Annotated in this window: 18 protein-coding genes; 8 read left to right on the plus strand and 10 right to left on the minus strand. The window is 53.8% G+C overall.

The window, feature by feature from the left end:
- Positions 1 to 32 precede the first annotated feature (32 nt).
- On the plus strand, positions 33 to 1,238 hold the full coding sequence (gene dacC / locus EoCCA6_RS19200; protein WP_152084000.1) for a serine-type D-Ala-D-Ala carboxypeptidase: 1,206 nt from the start codon (positions 33 to 35) through the stop codon (positions 1,236 to 1,238).
- A gap of 95 nt (positions 1,239 to 1,333) precedes the next feature.
- Here dacC and deoR read toward each other — a convergent pair whose 3' ends face one another.
- The 3 genes from deoR to EoCCA6_RS19215 all read right to left on the minus strand — a co-directional run bounded on the left by deoR (position 1,334) and on the right by EoCCA6_RS19215 (position 3,504).
- Positions 1,334 to 2,092: a DNA-binding transcriptional repressor DeoR gene (gene deoR / locus EoCCA6_RS19205; protein WP_152084001.1), complete on the minus strand. Its 759-nt coding sequence runs from the start codon at positions 2,090 to 2,092 to the stop codon at positions 1,334 to 1,336.
- Positions 2,093 to 2,159: 67 nt separating this feature from the next.
- Positions 2,160 to 2,768, minus strand: a complete 609-nt coding sequence (gene ybjG, locus EoCCA6_RS19210; RefSeq protein ID WP_152084002.1) for an undecaprenyl-diphosphate phosphatase — start codon at positions 2,766 to 2,768, stop codon at positions 2,160 to 2,162.
- A 7-nt stretch (positions 2,769 to 2,775) separates the two neighbouring features.
- On the minus strand, positions 2,776 to 3,504 hold the full coding sequence (locus EoCCA6_RS19215) for a phosphatase PAP2 family protein (protein ID WP_152084003.1): 729 nt from the start codon (positions 3,502 to 3,504) through the stop codon (positions 2,776 to 2,778).
- A 167-nt stretch (positions 3,505 to 3,671) separates the two neighbouring features.
- On the opposite strand from EoCCA6_RS19215, the gene EoCCA6_RS19220 reads away from it, so the two are divergent.
- Positions 3,672 to 4,904, plus strand: coding sequence for an MFS transporter (locus EoCCA6_RS19220; protein ID WP_152084004.1), 1,233 nt, complete (start codon positions 3,672 to 3,674; stop codon positions 4,902 to 4,904).
- A gap of 46 nt (positions 4,905 to 4,950) precedes the next feature.
- Here the strand turns inward: EoCCA6_RS19220 and EoCCA6_RS19225 are convergent, their stop codons facing one another.
- Complete coding sequence (locus EoCCA6_RS19225; RefSeq protein ID WP_152084005.1) at positions 4,951 to 5,763, minus strand: Cof-type HAD-IIB family hydrolase; 813 nt, start codon at positions 5,761 to 5,763, stop codon at positions 4,951 to 4,953.
- Positions 5,753 to 6,967 (minus strand): MFS transporter, encoded by a 1,215-nt coding sequence (locus EoCCA6_RS19230; protein ID WP_152084006.1) that lies wholly within the window; start codon positions 6,965 to 6,967, stop codon positions 5,753 to 5,755. The genes EoCCA6_RS19225 and EoCCA6_RS19230 overlap by 11 nt, the downstream gene beginning before the upstream one ends.
- An 82-nt stretch (positions 6,968 to 7,049) precedes the next feature.
- Here EoCCA6_RS19230 and EoCCA6_RS19235 point away from each other — a divergent pair, with 82 nt between their 5' ends.
- Entirely contained in the window at positions 7,050 to 7,601 is a 552-nt protein-coding gene (locus tag EoCCA6_RS19235) for a TetR/AcrR family transcriptional regulator (RefSeq protein ID WP_152084007.1), read from the plus strand.
- Between the two features lie 21 nt (positions 7,602 to 7,622).
- Here EoCCA6_RS19235 and arsC read toward each other — a convergent pair whose 3' ends face one another.
- From arsC to EoCCA6_RS19260, 4 genes are all read right to left on the minus strand, one after another.
- Positions 7,623 to 8,054 (minus strand): glutaredoxin-dependent arsenate reductase, encoded by a 432-nt coding sequence (gene arsC / locus EoCCA6_RS19240; RefSeq protein ID WP_152084008.1) that lies wholly within the window; start codon positions 8,052 to 8,054, stop codon positions 7,623 to 7,625.
- A gap of 141 nt (positions 8,055 to 8,195) precedes the next feature.
- Positions 8,196 to 8,675: an Hcp family type VI secretion system effector gene (locus EoCCA6_RS19245; RefSeq protein WP_152084009.1), complete on the minus strand. Its 480-nt coding sequence runs from the start codon at positions 8,673 to 8,675 to the stop codon at positions 8,196 to 8,198.
- A 221-nt stretch (positions 8,676 to 8,896) separates the two neighbouring features.
- The gene (locus EoCCA6_RS19255; RefSeq protein ID WP_152084011.1) at positions 8,897 to 9,604 is read right to left on the minus strand and encodes a hypothetical protein; all 708 of its coding nucleotides are present in this window, start codon (positions 9,602 to 9,604) and stop codon (positions 8,897 to 8,899) included.
- Between the two features lie 541 nt (positions 9,605 to 10,145).
- Positions 10,146 to 11,831 carry an aspartate:alanine antiporter gene (locus tag EoCCA6_RS19260; RefSeq protein WP_152084012.1) on the minus strand — a complete coding sequence of 562 codons (1,686 nt, stop codon included), beginning with the start codon at positions 11,829 to 11,831 and terminating at the stop codon, positions 10,146 to 10,148.
- Between the two features lie 273 nt (positions 11,832 to 12,104).
- On the opposite strand from EoCCA6_RS19260, the gene EoCCA6_RS19265 reads away from it, so the two are divergent.
- Positions 12,105 to 12,479, plus strand: a complete 375-nt coding sequence (locus tag EoCCA6_RS19265; RefSeq protein WP_152084013.1) for an inner membrane protein YbjM — start codon at positions 12,105 to 12,107, stop codon at positions 12,477 to 12,479.
- 30 nt (positions 12,480 to 12,509) lie between these two features.
- Here the strand turns inward: EoCCA6_RS19265 and EoCCA6_RS19270 are convergent, their stop codons facing one another.
- A complete protein-coding gene (locus EoCCA6_RS19270) occupies positions 12,510 to 12,779 on the minus strand; it encodes a GrxA family glutaredoxin (protein ID WP_014069504.1) in 270 nt (89 codons plus the stop codon).
- Positions 12,780 to 12,965: 186 nt separating this feature from the next.
- Here EoCCA6_RS19270 and nfsA point away from each other — a divergent pair, with 186 nt between their 5' ends.
- From nfsA to potF, 4 genes are all read left to right on the plus strand, one after another.
- Entirely contained in the window at positions 12,966 to 13,688 is a 723-nt protein-coding gene (gene nfsA / locus EoCCA6_RS19275; RefSeq protein ID WP_152084014.1) for a nitroreductase NfsA, read from the plus strand.
- Positions 13,689 to 13,739: 51 nt separating this feature from the next.
- Positions 13,740 to 14,642, plus strand: coding sequence for a 30S ribosomal protein S6--L-glutamate ligase (gene rimK / locus EoCCA6_RS19280; protein ID WP_152084015.1), 903 nt, complete (start codon positions 13,740 to 13,742; stop codon positions 14,640 to 14,642).
- A 62-nt stretch (positions 14,643 to 14,704) separates the two neighbouring features.
- Complete coding sequence (locus EoCCA6_RS19285; protein ID WP_003858385.1) at positions 14,705 to 15,181, plus strand: YbjN domain-containing protein; 477 nt, start codon at positions 14,705 to 14,707, stop codon at positions 15,179 to 15,181.
- A gap of 351 nt (positions 15,182 to 15,532) precedes the next feature.
- Positions 15,533 to 16,645 (plus strand): spermidine/putrescine ABC transporter substrate-binding protein PotF, encoded by a 1,113-nt coding sequence (gene potF / locus EoCCA6_RS19290; RefSeq protein WP_152084016.1) that lies wholly within the window; start codon positions 15,533 to 15,535, stop codon positions 16,643 to 16,645.
- The last annotated feature ends 35 nt before the right edge of the window (positions 16,646 to 16,680 follow it).

Genomic DNA, 16,680 nt, shown 5'->3' on the forward strand with positions numbered 1-16,680 from the left:
TGATTTTTAGAAAGGACACTCGGGTGGCATTTATGACGCAAAAAACTTCTTCTCTGCGCAGCCTCGCGGCAGGTTCTGCGCTGCTTTTCCTTTTTGCACCAACACTTTATGCGGCGGAACAGGCAGCGCCCGAAGCTCCGCCTGTCGATGCACGCGCCTGGATCTTAATGGATTACGCCAGCGGTAAAGTGCTGGCGGAAGGCAACGCCGATGAAAAGCTCGATCCGGCCAGCCTGACCAAAATCATGACCAGCTACGTGGTGGGCCAGGCATTAAAAGCGGGCAAAATCAAACTTGATGACATGGTCACTGTCGGAAGAGATGCCTGGGCGACCGGCAACCCGGCGCTGCGTGGCTCCTCCGTGATGTTCCTGAAACCAGGCGATCAGGTTTCGGTTTCCGATCTGAACAAAGGGGTCATTATCCAGTCCGGCAACGACGCCTGTATTGCGCTGGCGGATTACGTGGCTGGCAGCCAGGACTCCTTTATCGGCCTGATGAACGGCTATGCGCAAAAGCTGGGGCTGACCAACACGACGTTCAAAACCGTCCACGGTCTGGATGCGCCGGGTCAGTTCAGTACCGCGCGTGATATGGCGCTGCTGGGTAAAGCGCTGATTCATGACGTGCCGGATGAATACGCGATTCACAAAGAGAAAGAGTTTACGTTCAATAAGATCCGCCAGCCGAACCGTAACCGTCTGCTGTGGAGCAGCAACGTCAACGTTGACGGCATGAAAACCGGGACGACAGCGGGCGCGGGCTACAACCTGGTGGCCTCGGCGACCCAGGGCGATATGCGCCTGATTTCGGTGGTGCTGGGCACCAAAACCGACCGCATTCGTTTTAACGAATCAGAAAAACTGTTGACCTGGGGCTTCCGCTTCTTCGAAACCGTAACGCCGATTAAGCCGGATGCGACTTTCGTCAGCCAGCGCGTCTGGTTTGGTGACAAGCGTGAGGTGAATCTGGGGGCGGGTGAAGCCGGTTCGGTGACCATCCCGCGCGGTCAACTGAAAAACCTGAAAGCCAGCTTCACGCTGACTGAGCCACAACTGACTGCACCGCTGAAAAAAGGCCAGGTCGTCGGGACGATTGATTTCCAGCTTAATGGTAAGTCGATTGAACAGCGTCCGCTGGTGGTCATGGAAGCGGTGGAAGAGGGCGGCTTCTTCAGCCGGATGTGGGATTTCGTATTAATGAAATTCCACGGGTGGTTTGGCAGCTGGTTTAGTTAAGTTTTTGCCGGGTTGCGCTGCGCTTACCCGGCCTACGTTTTTCTCCCTCTCCCACAGGGAGAGGGCCGGGGTGAGGGCATCAGACCGCACCCCTCTCAATACATCAACTTAATCTGCTGCGCTTTTGCATACGCCGCCAGCTCGTCATCCGGGCGGCAATCGCTCACGATGGCGTCAAACTGCGCCAGCTCACCCATTCTTGCCGGACGCACCTTACCAAACTTGCTGTGATCGACCACCAGCACATGGTACTGCGCTGCGTTCAACGCCCAGTGTTTCACCGGTAGCTCTTCGAGGTTAAAGCAGGTCGCTCCCTGACGCACATTCACGCCTGCCGCAGAGTAAAAGGCGATATCCGGGCATAAATTGTTAAGCGTGTCCTGCAGGTTCAGTGGCTTAAAAATCGCGTTGCTGGCATGAAACTCACCGCCGCAGAGGATCACCCGGCACTCCGGTTTTTCCTGCAGTGCCAGGAAGGTATTTAATGAGTAGCACACGGCGGTAAACGGGAGGCTGCTGTCGATGGCTTCGATGATCCACGGCGTGGTCGTTCCGCAGTCAAAAAACAGCGTTTGATGCGGCTGTACCAGCGAGGCCGCGAGCCGTGCGGCTTTGCGTTTCTCTTCTACCAGACGCGTTTTCTGATCGCTAATCAGATAATGGCTGGCGCTACGCGGCTCAAGGACGATGTACCCGCCCAGCAGCACGACGGGCGCGCTGTCGCTGTTCAGGTCACGACGAATGGTCATCTCCGAGACGCCGAGCAGGCTGGCGGCTTCTTTGAGATGCAGCTTATCACTGCGCTTCAGCGCCTGGAGCAGCTGAGCAATGCGGTCATCGCGTCGTGTTTCCATAGATCCTCGGGATAGAAAAGTGAACCCCCGCAGGGCGGGGGTTCAAGTGTAACCTGTTGAGCCAGGATTAGTCACGTATCCAGCCTTTACGGATCGGGATAGCAAACAGAATGCGATAAAGCTGAGACAGCCCGCGGTAAAGCTCCGGACCAAACAGGCTCCACAGGATCGCCGCGCTCACGCAGCCCATCAGCCCCACCAGGAACCCGCCCACCATATCCAGCGGCCAGTGCACGCCCAGGTAAACGCGGGACCAGGCGATAGCGGCCGCTATTACCATCAGCACCGCTCCGGACCACAGGCGATGCCAGAACAGGAACGCCAGTGCGAAGGTGAAAATCACCGTACCGTGATCGCTTGGGAAGGAGTCATCCGGTGCATGGTGCAGGAAGTTATACCCCACGTGCCCGACGAAGGGACGATCGTGCGGGAACACGTGCCCCAGAACATAGCTGGTCAGCACGCTGACACCGAGAGCCATCGCCACTTTGATCACCAGCTGGCGCTGCGCGTTCACCTGTTTGCGTGGCCCCCACAGCCAGAGAATAGCGGCCAGCGCGGGAACGATGCTGATCAAATCCTTTGCAATAAAGGTGGCGATATCAATCATCCATTCCGGCGAGGCTGGCGTGGCGTTGATCAGATAAAACAGTCCGTAGTTCAGATTTTCTAACATACCCTCATCACTCTTTAGCAAACCAGGTGGAAACAAGGCCGTAGACCACCACCTGAGAAAACCAGACCCACCACCCAGCCCACAGGTTGTGAGAGAAAAAATGTGCCCCGCGCATCACCTGGCCGTAACCCATTGCCAGCCCTGCTATGGCACCCAGCACGACAAAGCTCCAGGCCAGGCGCGGACGTTCGCGCCAGAACGCAAAAAACAGCCCCATCACCATAAAGCCGCTTGAGGCGTGCCCGCCGGGGAAGCAGCGTCCTGGCCCGCTCGCTGCCGGTACTGCGCTAAACAGCGGGTAAGAGACCGCTTTTCCGCCGTACTCCACCAGGTCCCACGGACAGCTATGGTGGCTAATGCTTTTCAGCGCACCGACCACCAGCGTGCCCAGTCCCATCAGCAACGCGGCAGTCACCAGCCGCGCATTGCGTTTGCATGCCCCGTAAATCAGCGCCACGGCAGCCATCGCAATCGCAACGTACTTCGCCAGCCGGTGGTTCAGCAGATCCAGCAGGGGATTTTGCTGCAGCGGAAAACGCTGTGCGGCGGCGTCGTACCAGAAACCGGTGATCCACCTGTCGAGCGTTTCGTCACGTGACAGCCAGGTAAACAACACCGCGAAGATGATCAGCACGAAAAGCTGATAACCATAAAAGCGGGTCGGCAAACGGTAAAGTTGTTTTGTCTTAGTTGTCGGTAACTTAGACAATTCTGAAGGGCTGAAGATATGTGCCATAATTTCGGTTAATGACGTGAAATAGCGCTATCATAGGGGGGCCAACTTAAGGAAACCTTAAACAACAACGATATGTGCTTTATTTCTGTTTTTTCTCGATAATGTGCTATCTCAGGCAGCGGCAATTCATTACACTCATCGCGATTTTTTCATCATAAAGAGACTGCATGTTAAACCGTTCTTCTTCCGGTAACCGTCTGGGTCGTCAGGCGTTACTGTTTCCTCTGTGTCTGGTGCTCTACGAATTCTCTACCTACATCGGCAACGATATGATCCAGCCCGGTATGCTGGCCGTGGTGGAACAGTACAACGCCGGTATTGAGTGGGTGCCGACCTCCATGACCGCCTATCTGGCTGGCGGCATGTTTTTGCAGTGGTTGTTAGGACCGCTGTCGGATCGTATTGGCCGTCGTCCGGTAATGCTGACCGGCGTGGTGTGGTTTATCGTCACCTGTCTTGCCACGCTGCTGGCGCAAAATATTGAACAATTCACTCTGCTGCGCTTCCTGCAGGGGGTCAGCCTGTGCTTCATTGGTGCCGTGGGGTATGCCGCGATTCAGGAATCGTTCGAAGAGGCGGTGTGCATTAAAATTACCGCGCTGATGGCGAACGTGGCGCTGATAGCGCCGCTTCTGGGGCCGCTGGTGGGGGCTGCGTGGGTACACGTTGCGCCGTGGGAAGGGATGTTTATTCTCTTTGCGGTACTTGCCGCTATCTCTTTCTTTGGATTGCATCGTGCAATGCCGGAAACCGCCACCCGACTGGGGGAAACGCTCTCGCTGAAAGAGCTGGGTCGGGATTATAAAGAGGTCCTGAAAAACGTCCGTTTTGTCGCAGGTGCGCTGGCGACGGGCTTTGTCAGTTTGCCGCTTCTGGCGTGGATCGCCCAGTCGCCGGTGATTATTATCAGCGGTGAACAGCTCAGCAGCTATGAGTATGGCCTGCTGCAGGTGCCAATCTTCGGGGCGTTGATTATCGGTAACCTGGTGCTGGCTCGCCTGACGTCGCGTCGGACCGTGCGTTCCTTGATCATTATGGGTGGCTGGCCGATCGCGGCAGGGCTGATTGTGGCGGCGGTTGCGACTGTCGCGTCATCGCATGCATACCTGTGGATGACGGCGGGGCTGAGTATTTATGCTTTTGGTATTGGTCTGGCGAATGCCGGACTGGTGCGTCTGACGCTCTTTGCCAGCGAAATGAGTAAAGGCACGGTGTCCGCGGCGATGGGTATGCTGCAGATGCTTATTTTCACTGTCGGTATTGAGGTGAGCAAGCACGCCTATGCTTTTGGCGGCAACGGGCTGTTCAGCCTGTTTAACCTTGCCAACGGCGTGCTGTGGGTCGGGTTGATGGTGGTGTTCCTGAAAGACAAACGTGTCGGAAACGCCCTGCAACCTTAATCCTTCTTCCCTCTCCCTTTGGGAGAGGGCACCAGATCACACGATGTTAATGAAACGGCGCTTCTCCGTTCAACACTTTCTCAATCACGTCTAAAACACCTTCGTTATTATTGTGCGGCGCTTCGAACCGGGCCACCGCTTTAATATGCGGTCTGGCATTTGCCATCGCAAAGCTAAAGCCGGACTGACGCAGCATTTCCACGTCGTTACCGCTGTCGCCAAACGCCACCACTTCACTGTTTTCAATCCCCCAGCGTTCCTGCAATATCCGCAGGCCGTTGGCCTTATGCACGCCGGGGATAATCAGGTCGATGCTGCCGTGGCCGGTGGTGACAGGCACCATAATGTCGCCCAGTTTTTCATGCAGCAATGCCTGAATACGCGGTATTTCAGCATCGGAGACGTTAAGCCCGAACTTAAAGAAGATATCGTTCAGATGGTCAAAATTGTTCACCATTTCCAGCCGATGATAGTATTTCGCGGCGATCGCTTTGAATACATCGTCATAAGCCTTCAGGGTATAGGCGCTGCTTTTTCCGCAGGCGATAATCTCAATGCCTGGCACACCGTTTAACACGGCGGCCACGGTATCGAAGTGTGCTTTCGTCAATTCGCCATTAAAGACATCTTCCCCTGCGCTAACCACCCAGCCGCCATTTTCGGCAACAAACGAAATTTCATGTGCAATCTCCGGGAAAAATGAGATCAGCTGGTAATACTGGTTGCCGCTGGCAACCACGAAGCGAATGCCTTGCTCCTTCATGCGCGCGTACTGCGCCAGAAAACGCGCACGGTTGTAAGTCTTTGCATCGTTCAGAAAGGTACCATCCATGTCGACTGCAATCAGTTTAACGCTCATATCCCTTCTCCATTGACGTTTGTTCTGCTTCCGGTTTTGCCACCGCGCGCGCCACCAGCGCCGCAATAATGACTAACCCTAACACCACCAGCATCGCGCTGCGCAACCCGTAGTGCTCACCGAGGAAACCGAGCAGCGGTGGCCCGACGAGGAAGGCGAGGTAGCCTGTGGTTGCCACCACGCTGACGCGCGTCGGCGCATCCGGTCCGGTATCGCTGGCGGCGGAAATGGTGAGCGGGAAACCAAGCGATGCTCCCAGCCCCCAGAGGATCACGGAGACGCCGGCAATCCAGTCCACATCCACAAAGATGATCATTGCGATGCCTAAGCCGCCCAGCAGGGCGCTGGCACGCACCACCGCCACTCGGCTGTAGCGGTCAATAAACCAGCCGCCGGTAAAGCGTCCGACGGTCATCCCCAGCGTAAACCCGGCGTAGATCAGTGAGCCGGAGGTGGGGCTAAACCCGTGTCCATCCACCATCAGCAGCGGCAGCCAGTCATTTGCAGAGCCTTCGGCAAAGGCCATCGCCAGCACCACCACGCCAATCAGCATTAACTGGATGTCGCGGTAGAATGGCAGCCCTTTTTCGGCGGATTTTTGTTCTTCTGCGGAGTTTTTACCTGTGCCGTCAGGGATCGCCCGGATGCCGATCAGAATGGGGGTAATACAGACCAGCGCGGCCAGTAAAATATGCAGGTTAGCAGCGATACCCCATGCCGTCAGTGCCATCCCCGCACCCGCGCCCGCCAGCGTGCCGAAGCTGTAGAAGCCGTGCATCATCGGGAGTACCGTCTTGTTCATTTCACGCTCGACGGCCGCCCCTTCGACGTTAATCGCCACTTCTGCGGCCCCAAAACTTCCGCCAAAGACCGTCAGTCCAAGCGCAAACAGGACAGGAGAAGCAAACCACAGCGCCACGCTCAACACTATCATTCCGGCTACCGCGCAGCACATAGTGGTGCGGATCACCGCCCGCGTGCCAAAGCGTTTCACCAGCCAGGCCGAACAAAGAATACCGCTCATGGAGCCAATCGACAGGCCAAACAGCACGATGCCCATCTCGGCCGTTGAAACGGACAAAATATCGCGGATAGCGGGGGTACGCGTTGCCCATGAAGCCATGAGCAGCCCAGGAATAAAGAAGAACATAAACAGCGCCCACATGCGCAGCTGCAGGGCTTTACGGGGAGAGGTCAACGTCATTGGGATAAGCACCAGAAGTACAACAATAGCGACAACACTAGCAACTTTGTGTACATTTGTACATAAACCGCATGAGGAATTTATGAGCAGACCGCCGAACGACCCTAACCGCCGGGAAAAGATCCTCCAGGCCACGCTGGACACCATTGCTGAGCATGGTATCCATGCCGCTACGCACCGTAAAATCGCCAGCTGTGCGGGCGTGCCGCTGGGATCGATGACCTACTATTTCGACGGCAAAGAGCCGCTGCTGGAAGAGGCATTCACGTGGTTTACCCGACAGATGTCGCAGCAGTATCGTGATTTCTTTGCGGGCGTGGCTGGCCCGGAGATGGCATGCGAGTCCATCACCACGTTAATCCACAGCTCACAAGTCACCACGCCGCACAACATGGCGCTGATGTATCAGCTGTATGCCTTTATGCACCGCAGTGCGGCGCTGAAAACGGTGATGCAGGACTGGATGAAGATGAGCCAGACCACGCTTGAGCAGTGGTTTGATCCGGTTACAGCCAGAGCGCTGGACGCGTTTATCGAAGGGATGACGCTGCACTTTGTGACCGACAGACAGCCGCTGTCGCGGGAGGAGATCCGGGCGATGGTGGGACGGATTGCGGGCGAGGGTGGGTGTTAGCCGTGCTCGCCCCGGCCTCATCTATTTCTGGGCGATTTTCTTCCCACTGGCGTCAATGACCGCTTCACCATCCTCTTTGGTAAACGCCCCTTTTTGCGCCTCAGGCAGAATGTCGAGGACGACTTCAGAAGGGCGGCAGAGGCGAGTGCCCAGCGGCGTCACCACGATCGGACGGTTAATCAGGATCGGGTATTGCAGCATGAAATCGATAAGCTGCTCGTCGGTGAATCTTTCTTCGGCCAGACCAAGTTGATCGTAGGGCTCCACGTTTTTACGCAGCAGATCCCGCACGGAAATCTCCATATCGGCAATCAGTGCGGTCAGCTTATCGCGCGACGGTGGGGTTTCCAGATAGAGGATAACCTCTGGCTCCGTGCCGCTGTTGCGGATCATCTCCAGCGTGTTACGTGAGGTGCCGCAAGATGGGTTGTGATAGATGGTGATGTGGGTCATATCCGTTACTCATTATTGTGTGAAGGAGAGACGTAACGCCAGCGCGGCGAGCGATACAAACAGGACCGGCAACGTCATCAATGTTGACCAGGTTCGACACAATGAGCGGCAGGCCGGCGGTTTTTCAGTACTCTTCTCTGCTCAGGCGCAACAGCGATCGTTCCAGGTGTCACGGTAAATGATATTCCCCTCCGTGTACTTCCAGGAGATTGCTTCATAACGCAATTCGATCGTTTCAAGATGGGTGCTGCTCATCCCGTTAGGGGTCAGGAATGGTGCCACTGTCGTGAACTTAACATTTTCCATCACGATATTGAAATATTCGGCCTCGATACCGGACTCCAAAATGCGGTACATCTTAATGATCCCCTTCTTCATAACTCGCCCTTCGCACACGGCGCGGTAAAGAAACGGGGTAGTCTGATCAAACTCTTTGACTATCGTGACAGGACGATGGACGCGCGTGCCGGTCAGCTTGCCCCAGCTTGAGTCAACCGGAATAGTAACACCGTGGGAGAACGATTTTAGCTCTATGGAACCAAGACGTGTGGGCATCATGCAGCTACCGACAACCGGCGAGCCGTTTTCGTCTTCAAGCCATAGGTGTGCGGGTGTCAGCATATAATTTCCTTATTAGTGAGCGTGAAGCATTGATGGTCTTCAATGCCATATCCAGTAAGCCAGTCCCAGTGTTACCAGGTAAAACAGGAGGATGAATCCTTGATTAACCTCAGGGAAGTAAACGTCAAGGACATAACCAAAAATGAACGTGAGGATGATGGGGACATAGGTCCAGAAGAAAAACTGAGCCTGAGATTTGAGCCAGAGTCTTAGAAAGCTCATCAGTGTCTACCCATTAGCTTCAGGATCGTGTCCGCAGCACCATAAGGGCTTTGGTTATCAGTCCACTGTTGGGTTAGCACGCCCGCGCGCATAAACGCAGGCTCCACCAGGAAATACATCATCTCTAGCTCTCGTAGATACAACGCTTGATAGTAGGCGGGATGTATCACTTGCAGACGGCGAGCGCTGTCAGCGGCCTTTTGCACAATCCCATATATCCCCAGCCCGCCAATAGCAGCGCCCGTTAACCCTGAAACGACCTTTAGTCCCGAAGGTGGAATGGTCACATAGAGGCAAACAGTCGATGCGACGCCTGCAGAGAATGAATACGAGGTTAGCGTGCTGGTGGATATGTAAACGTTAGCGCGCATTAGAGCATGCTGTATCGCTGCTAATTCTGCCGGGGAAAAATCTTTTACCAGCTCCTCAACGTATGTGTTGATTATGTCAAACACAATGTTCCAGCGAGAAACGAGATGGAATATGCCCTTTCGGAAGCGAGCATCCTCCAGGTTTTGTCTGATGCATACATCGTAATATTCATCGGTAAAGCAGGAGGTGTAGTACAGCAGGCGTTGGGCACCGGCACCTATATTATTCAGGTGGTTCTTTACCTCTTTACCTACAGCGCGTACCGCCCGGTCCAGCTTCGTTGCCAGTATCTTTTGGCTCTGAAGCTGGCGGATGATCTCGTCAGAATGGTACATGCTTACTGGCCTCGTACTTCAGCTCAATCGAGCGTTCTTTTGCCGCATTCACTAAGACCGTTACGATGAGTTCAGTTGCCATTACTGCGCTTGAAAACGTCATACTTGTTCCCTCCAGAGTGTGCTTCTATCCACTCCAGAGTATTCTCGTCACTTGTATGGAAGTTCAAAGCAGATCATGTTTACGACAAGCAGAGTCTTTTTAAGATTATGACCTGATATTTTTTAACCCAAACACAATCTGTCTTGAGCAAGAAGTGAAATAGATGAGTTCGATATTGAATGACTTCTTACAAAATCCGAAAGTTCTGCCGCGACGATGTCGCCATGTAAGGGAAAGTGGTGGCATAAGCCATTGATTTAAAAAAAGGTAATTTTTCAGGCAACAAAAACCCATCAACCTTGAACCAAAACGGCGGGGTTGATGGGCTCCACAAATTGGGGACATCAAAGAAAAGCAGTGGCACTAGTTATGACTGCCCCCTGATAAAAAAGTTCTGCGCGTAACAAAAATTTTTTCTGCCACGCGCAAACTTGAGAGTTATCCGAGACCAGGCCAGATGATGATGATCAATGTACCCGCCAGGGTAAGCAGTACGTTGGCGATGGCATAGGTCCCCGCATAGCCCAGCGCCGGGATGTTGCTGCGTGCGGTATCACTGATAATTTCCATCGCCGGGGCACAGGTACGCGCACCCATCATCGCGCCGAAGAGCAGGGCGCGGTTCATACGCAACACGTAAGCACCAAACAGGAAGCAGATCACCACAGGGACGAGGCTGACGATAAGCCCCGAAACCAGCATCTGCCAGCCGACGGCTCCCAGGCTGTGGCCAATGCCGCTACCGGCGCTTAAGCCAACACCTGCCATAAAGACCATCAGACCGAACTCTTTCACCATGTTCAGCGCACCCTGCGGGATATAGCCGAAGGTTGGGTGGTTCGCACGCAGGAAGCCCAGCATGATCCCCGCAAACAGCAGTCCGGCGGCGTTACCAATGCCGAAGCTAAAGTTGCTGAACTGGAAGGTAATCATCCCGATCATCAGGCCGACAATAAAGAAAGCGCAGAAGGCCAGCAGGTCGGTGACCTGGCTGTGAATGGAGATAAAGCCAATGCGATCGGCAACGGTTTTCACGCGGCGGGCGTCGCCGCTAACCTGCAAAACGTCACCTTTGTTGAGCACCACGTTGTCATCAATTGGCATCTCAATCTGGCTGCGGATCACGCGGTTCAGGAAGCAGCCGTGGTCGGTCAGCTTTAGCTGCGCCAGACGGCGGCCGACGGCGTTATGGTTTTTCACCACAATCTCTTCGGTAACGATGCGCATGTCGAGAAGATCGCGGTCAAACACCTCTTTGCCGTTACGGAAGCTCGGGTCGAGGCGTGCGTGGGCGTCAGGGTAGCCCACCAGCGCGATGTCGTCGCCCATCTGCAGCACCGCGTCGCCGTCCGGGTTCGCCAGGATACCGTTGCGACGAATTCGTTCGATGTAACAACCTGTCTGGCGGTAAATTCCCAGCTCACGCAGGTTTTTACCGTCCGCCCACGCCACCAGCTCTGGCCCCACGCGGTAGGCGCGAATCACAGGCAGGTAGACTTTACGTTTGGAGTCGGTATCCAGGCCGCGCTCGCGGGCAATTTGCTGCGCACTGGTCTGTAAATCCTGATGTTGCAGTTTTGGCAGGTAGCGGGCACCCACAATCAGGCTTACCAGACCAATCAGGTAGGTCAGGGCATAGCCGAGGCTCAGGTGGTCGAGCGCGGTAGAAAGCGACGCTCCCGCCATGCCGGAATGACGCAGAGTATCGCCCGCCCCCACAAGCACCGGCGTGGAGGTCATAGAACCTGCCAGCATACCGGCCGTTAACCCGATATCCCAGCCAAACAGTTTGCCCAGCCCCAACGCGATCAGCAGCGCGCTACCGACCATCACCAGCGCCAGCATCAGATAATTTTTGCCGTCGCGAAAGAAAATTGAAAAAAAGTTGGGTCCTGCTTCCACACCAACACAAAAAATAAACAGCATAAAACCTAAGTTAAGTGCGTCCGTGTTAATGCTGAAATGTTGCTGACCTAATAATAAGGAGACGACTAAAACGCCAATGGAATTACCAAGTTGAACTGAACCCAGGCGCAATTTTCCCAGACAAAGGCCCAGTGCCAGTACCACAAATAATAACAGGATGTAATTCCCATTTAACAAGTCTGCGACGTTTATATTCACGGAGGCTAACTTCTTGTTTACCAGTAAGTTGTTGAATGAAAGGACTATTTGGGCTACTGTTTTCAGAGCCAGGGAAAGACAGCAATACTCCCTGTTTCCTTAAAAATTCCCTAAAACACTAGCAGGCGGTTAGTTTAATCGTATTAGCTATCAACAGCCACCTATTATCGCATTACCCTGTGCGTGCTTTGGCAAGGATTGCCACGATGCTTTATCTGACTGGGCGTCCATCGGACGAATGTGTATTTGATAGAGATAAGTCAGGAGGATAGTTTGAACATTAAGCGAAACTGGGCGGGGGTGATCAGCTGCTTTTTGCTGTTTACGGTCGTTTGCGTGTCGTTAGCTTTTAATGTGAAGGGGGCGTTCAGGGCCTCCGGCCATCCGGAGCTTGGACTGCTCTTTTTCACCCTGCCGGGTGCGGCAGCCAGTTTTCTTTCCCGTGGTGGAGAGGTGATTAAACCGTTATTAGGCGCGATTCTGGCAGCACCGTTGTGTCTGCTGTTGATGCGTCTGGTATTTATCACGTCGAGAACGTTCTGGCAGGAGCTGGCGTGGTTACTGAGTGCGGTATTCTGGTGCGCGCTTGGGGCGCTGTGCTTCTTATTTGTGCGAAGCCTGATTATGCACAGGCGGCACCACAAATAAAAAAGCCCTCAGTTGAGGGCTTTTTTATCGTTACTGAGCCGCAAACAGGCCCAGATTTTCTTTGGCGTAGGCTTCAAAATCAGTGCAGCCGCCAATGTGTTTCTGATCGAGGAAGATCTGCGGGACGGTTTCAACCGGTTTACCCACGGTCTTTTCCAGGTCGGCTTTGCTGATCCCTTCCGCGTGGATGTCCACATAGCGGAAGTTAAAGTCATCACGCTCTTCGGTCAGTTTCTCAGCCAGTTCTTTTGCGCGCACGCAGTAAGGGCATCCCGGACGACCAAAAATTACTGCAAACATTTCTCTCTCCTCAAAAAACAAGCCTGACGGCGAATGACGCGTATAGTGCACGATAACCTGCCGTCATGGAAAGAAGGTTTCACCTGTCGCTTTAATATCTACGAGCTATGTTTCGCCAATTACATGACGAAGATGTTTGCCTATACTGGCTGCCATACTGCGTAAAGACAGACAAAGAGAGAGAAAATGACGCCGACAATTGACCTGTTACGTTCCCATCGTTCCATTCGCCATTTCACCGATGAGCCGATCACCCAGGCGCAGCGCGACGCGATTATCGACAGCGCAAGAGGGACATCCAGCTCCAGTTTCCTGCAGTGCAGCTCCATTATCCGCATTACCGACCCGGCAATGCGTGAACAGCTGGTGACCCTGACGGGCGGACAAAAACACGTCGCCCAGGCGGCTGAATTTTGGGTGTTCTGCGCTGACTTTAACCGCCATCTGCAGATTTGCCCTGAAGCCGAACTGGGCCTGGCCGAACAGCTGCTGCTAGGTGTCGTCGATACCGCTTTAATGGCGCAAAACGCCTTCACGGCGGCGGAGTCGCTGGGATTAGGCGGCGTTTATATTGGCGGCCTGCGTAACAATATCGAAAGCGTCACCGAACTGCTTCAGTTGCCTAAACACGTCCTGCCGCTGTTTGGCCTCTGCCTAGGCTGGCCGGCGGATAACCCGGATCTGAAGCCGCGCATTCCTGCTGCGATGCTGGTGCATGAAAACCACTATCAGCCGGTCGACCAGGATGTGCTGAATCAATACGATGAAGAGCTGGCGAACTACTATCTGACGCGCGACAGCAACAACCGCCGCGATACCTGGAGCGACCATATCCGTCGCACTATCATTAAAGAAAACCGCCCGTTTATTCTCGATTATCTGCACAAACAGGGCTGGGCGACGCGATAGTTCATTCTGTATGATACGCAGGCTTTTTCCATGTCTTTAGCGAGGTGCAGGGTGAAAATTGCCATTTTGTCCAGGGATGGAACGCTCTATTCATGTAAACGCCTGCGAGAAGCGGCGGGTAAACTCGGCCATCAGGTTGAGATCCTCGATCCGCTTTCCTGCTATATGAATATCGATCCTGCGGCGTCGTCTATTCATTATAAAGGCCGCCGGTTGCCGCATTATGATGCGGTGATCCCCCGCATTGGTTCTCAGATTACCTACTACGGTACTGCCGCGTTGCGCCAGTTTGAAATGCTCGGTAGCTATCCTCTTAATGAATCTGTCGCTATTTCGCGTGCCCGCGATAAGTTGCGCTCTTTGCAGCTGCTTGCGCGTCAGGGCATTGATTTGCCCGTCACCGGCATCGCCCACTCGCCGGATGACACCAGCGATCTGATCGACATGGTGGGCGGCGCGCCGCTGGTGATCAAGTTGGTGGAAGGCACTCAGGGCATTGGCGTGGTGCTGGCAGAAACGCGTCAGGCGGCGGAGAGCGTGATCGACGCCTTTCGTGGCCTTAACGCTCACATTCTGGTGCAGGAGTATATCGAAGAGGCCAAAGGTCGCGATATTCGCTGTTTCGTGGTCGGAGACGAAGTGGTTGCTGCGATTGAACGTCAGGCGAAGGAGGGCGATTTTCGCTCTAATTTACACCGGGGCGGGGTGGCGCGGGTGGCCAGTATCAGCGATCGTGAACGCGAGATTGCCGTGAAAGCGGCACAAACGTTAGGCCTGGACGTCGCCGGTGTGGATCTGCTGCGCGCAACACGTGGCCCACTGGTGATGGAGGTGAATGCCTCGCCAGGGCTGGAAGGCGTGGAAAAAACCACAGGCGTCGATATTGCAGGTAAAATGATCAGATGGATTGAACGTCATGCAACGCCGGGATTCTGCCTGAAAACGGGCGGGTAAATGGATTAACGCGCACTTTTTGCGTAATCTAGGCGAATTATTTTTAAAGAGGCTGCACAGCGATGGATTTACAGGTCGTTCCAACACTGGATACGTTACGTCAATGGCTCGATGATGCCGGTATCACTTTCTTTGAATGCGACTCCTGTCAGGCGCTGCATCTGCCTCATATGCAAAATTTCGATGGCATTTTTGATGCCAAAATCGATCTGATTAACGATGTCATTCTTTTCTCTGCGCTGGCTGAGGTAAAGCCGTCGGCGCTGCTGGCACTGGCGTCAGATCTGTCGGCCATTAATGCCAGTTCTTTGACAGTAAAAGCATTTCTCGACATACAGGATGATAATCTGCCGAAACTGGTTGTTTGCCAGTCTTTATTCTCCGGTGCTGGCCTCTCCTTTAAGCAGTTCGCCTGGTTTATGCGCCTGAGCGAAGAGCAAATTTCGATGGTCATGATGGAAGCCAATGCACATCATCTGCTGTACAGCGCAGAAGATGATGCAGAGAATAATGATGCATCTCCCAATTTTCTTCACTGAGCCTGGCTGACTTTTGCGCAGTCGCTGCCAGAGCGGCTGCGTAACGCCATTTTTTCTGCTGCATTTAACCTTTCTTTAAAGAATTTTTCACCTCCTCAAAGGCCATTTCGGCTTATCACGTAGACATAACCTGCATAAAAAATTGATAAAAGGCGTTTTTTCGTCTGGGCTATAGCCGGAGACACGGGCTACAGTTATTCTTGCGATGCTTAAAAAAGCGAGCGGTTCCTGCCGGGAAAAGCGGTTTATTTTTATTTCAGGCAGAGCGACAAACTATGCATGATTATTGCATATCTTCAGATTGCACAGTTTTAGTTCGTTTGTTAACGAGCTTTCAGAAGGAATAACGATATGATCGCCTTGAATAAAAAATGGTTATCGGGTCTGGTTGCGGGTGCTCTGATGGCCGTCTCTGCCGGCACGCTCGCTGCGGAACAAAAAACGCTGCACGTTTATAACTGGTCTGACTATATTGCGCCGGACACAGTCGCGAATTTTGAAAAAGAGACCGGCATTAAAGTGGTCTACGATGTGTTCGATTCCAACGAAGTGCTGGAAGGAAAACTGATGGCGGGCAGTACCGGCTTCGACCTGGTCGTGCCGTCTGCCAGCTTCCTTGAGCGCCAGCTCACGGCGGGTGTCTTCCAGCCGCTCGATAAGAGCAAATTACCAAACTGGAAAAACCTCGATCCGGAAGTATTGAAGCTGATTTCAAAACACGACCCGGACAACAAATACGCGATGCCTTACCTGTGGGCGACCACCGGCATCGGCTATAACGTCGATAAAGTGAAAGCGGTGCTGGGCAAAGATGTTCCGCTGGATAGTTGGGATCTGGTGCTGAAGCCGGAAAACCTTGAGAAGCTGAAAAGCTGCGGTGTCTCCTTCCTTGATGCGCCGGAAGAGATTTTCGCCACTGTGCTTAATTACTTAGGTAAAGATCCGAACAGCAACAAAGCCGATGATTACACCGGTCCGGCCACCGACCTGCTGCTGAAGCTGCGTCCAAATATTCGCTATTTCCACTCCTCTCAGTACATTAACGACCTGGCAAACGGTGACATCTGTGTGGCTATCGGCTGGGCGGGCGATGTCTGGCAGGCGGCTAACCGCGCGAAAGAGGCGAAAAACGGCGTGAATGTCTCTTACTTCATTCCAAAAGAGGGGGCGCTGGCGTTCTTTGATGTCTTCGCCATGCCTGCTGATGCGAAAAACAAAGAAGAAGCGTATCAGTTCCTCAACTACCTGATGCGTCCGGACGTGATCGCCCATATCAGCGACCACGTTTACTACGCCAACGGTAACAAGGCTTCTGTGCCGCTGGTCAGTGAAGAGATCCGCAATAATCCGGCAATTTATCCACCGGCGGATGTCTTTGCCAAGCTGTTCACCCTGAAAGTTCAGGAGCCTAAAATTGACCGCGTGCGGACCCGTGCGTGGACGAAGGTGAAAAGCGGTAAATAACCCTTTGTTGTAGGCCGGGCAAGCGCAGCGACCCC

It is taken from the genome of Enterobacter oligotrophicus, assembly GCF_009176645.1.
GTDB classification, from domain to species: domain Bacteria; phylum Pseudomonadota; class Gammaproteobacteria; order Enterobacterales; family Enterobacteriaceae; genus Enterobacter; species Enterobacter oligotrophicus.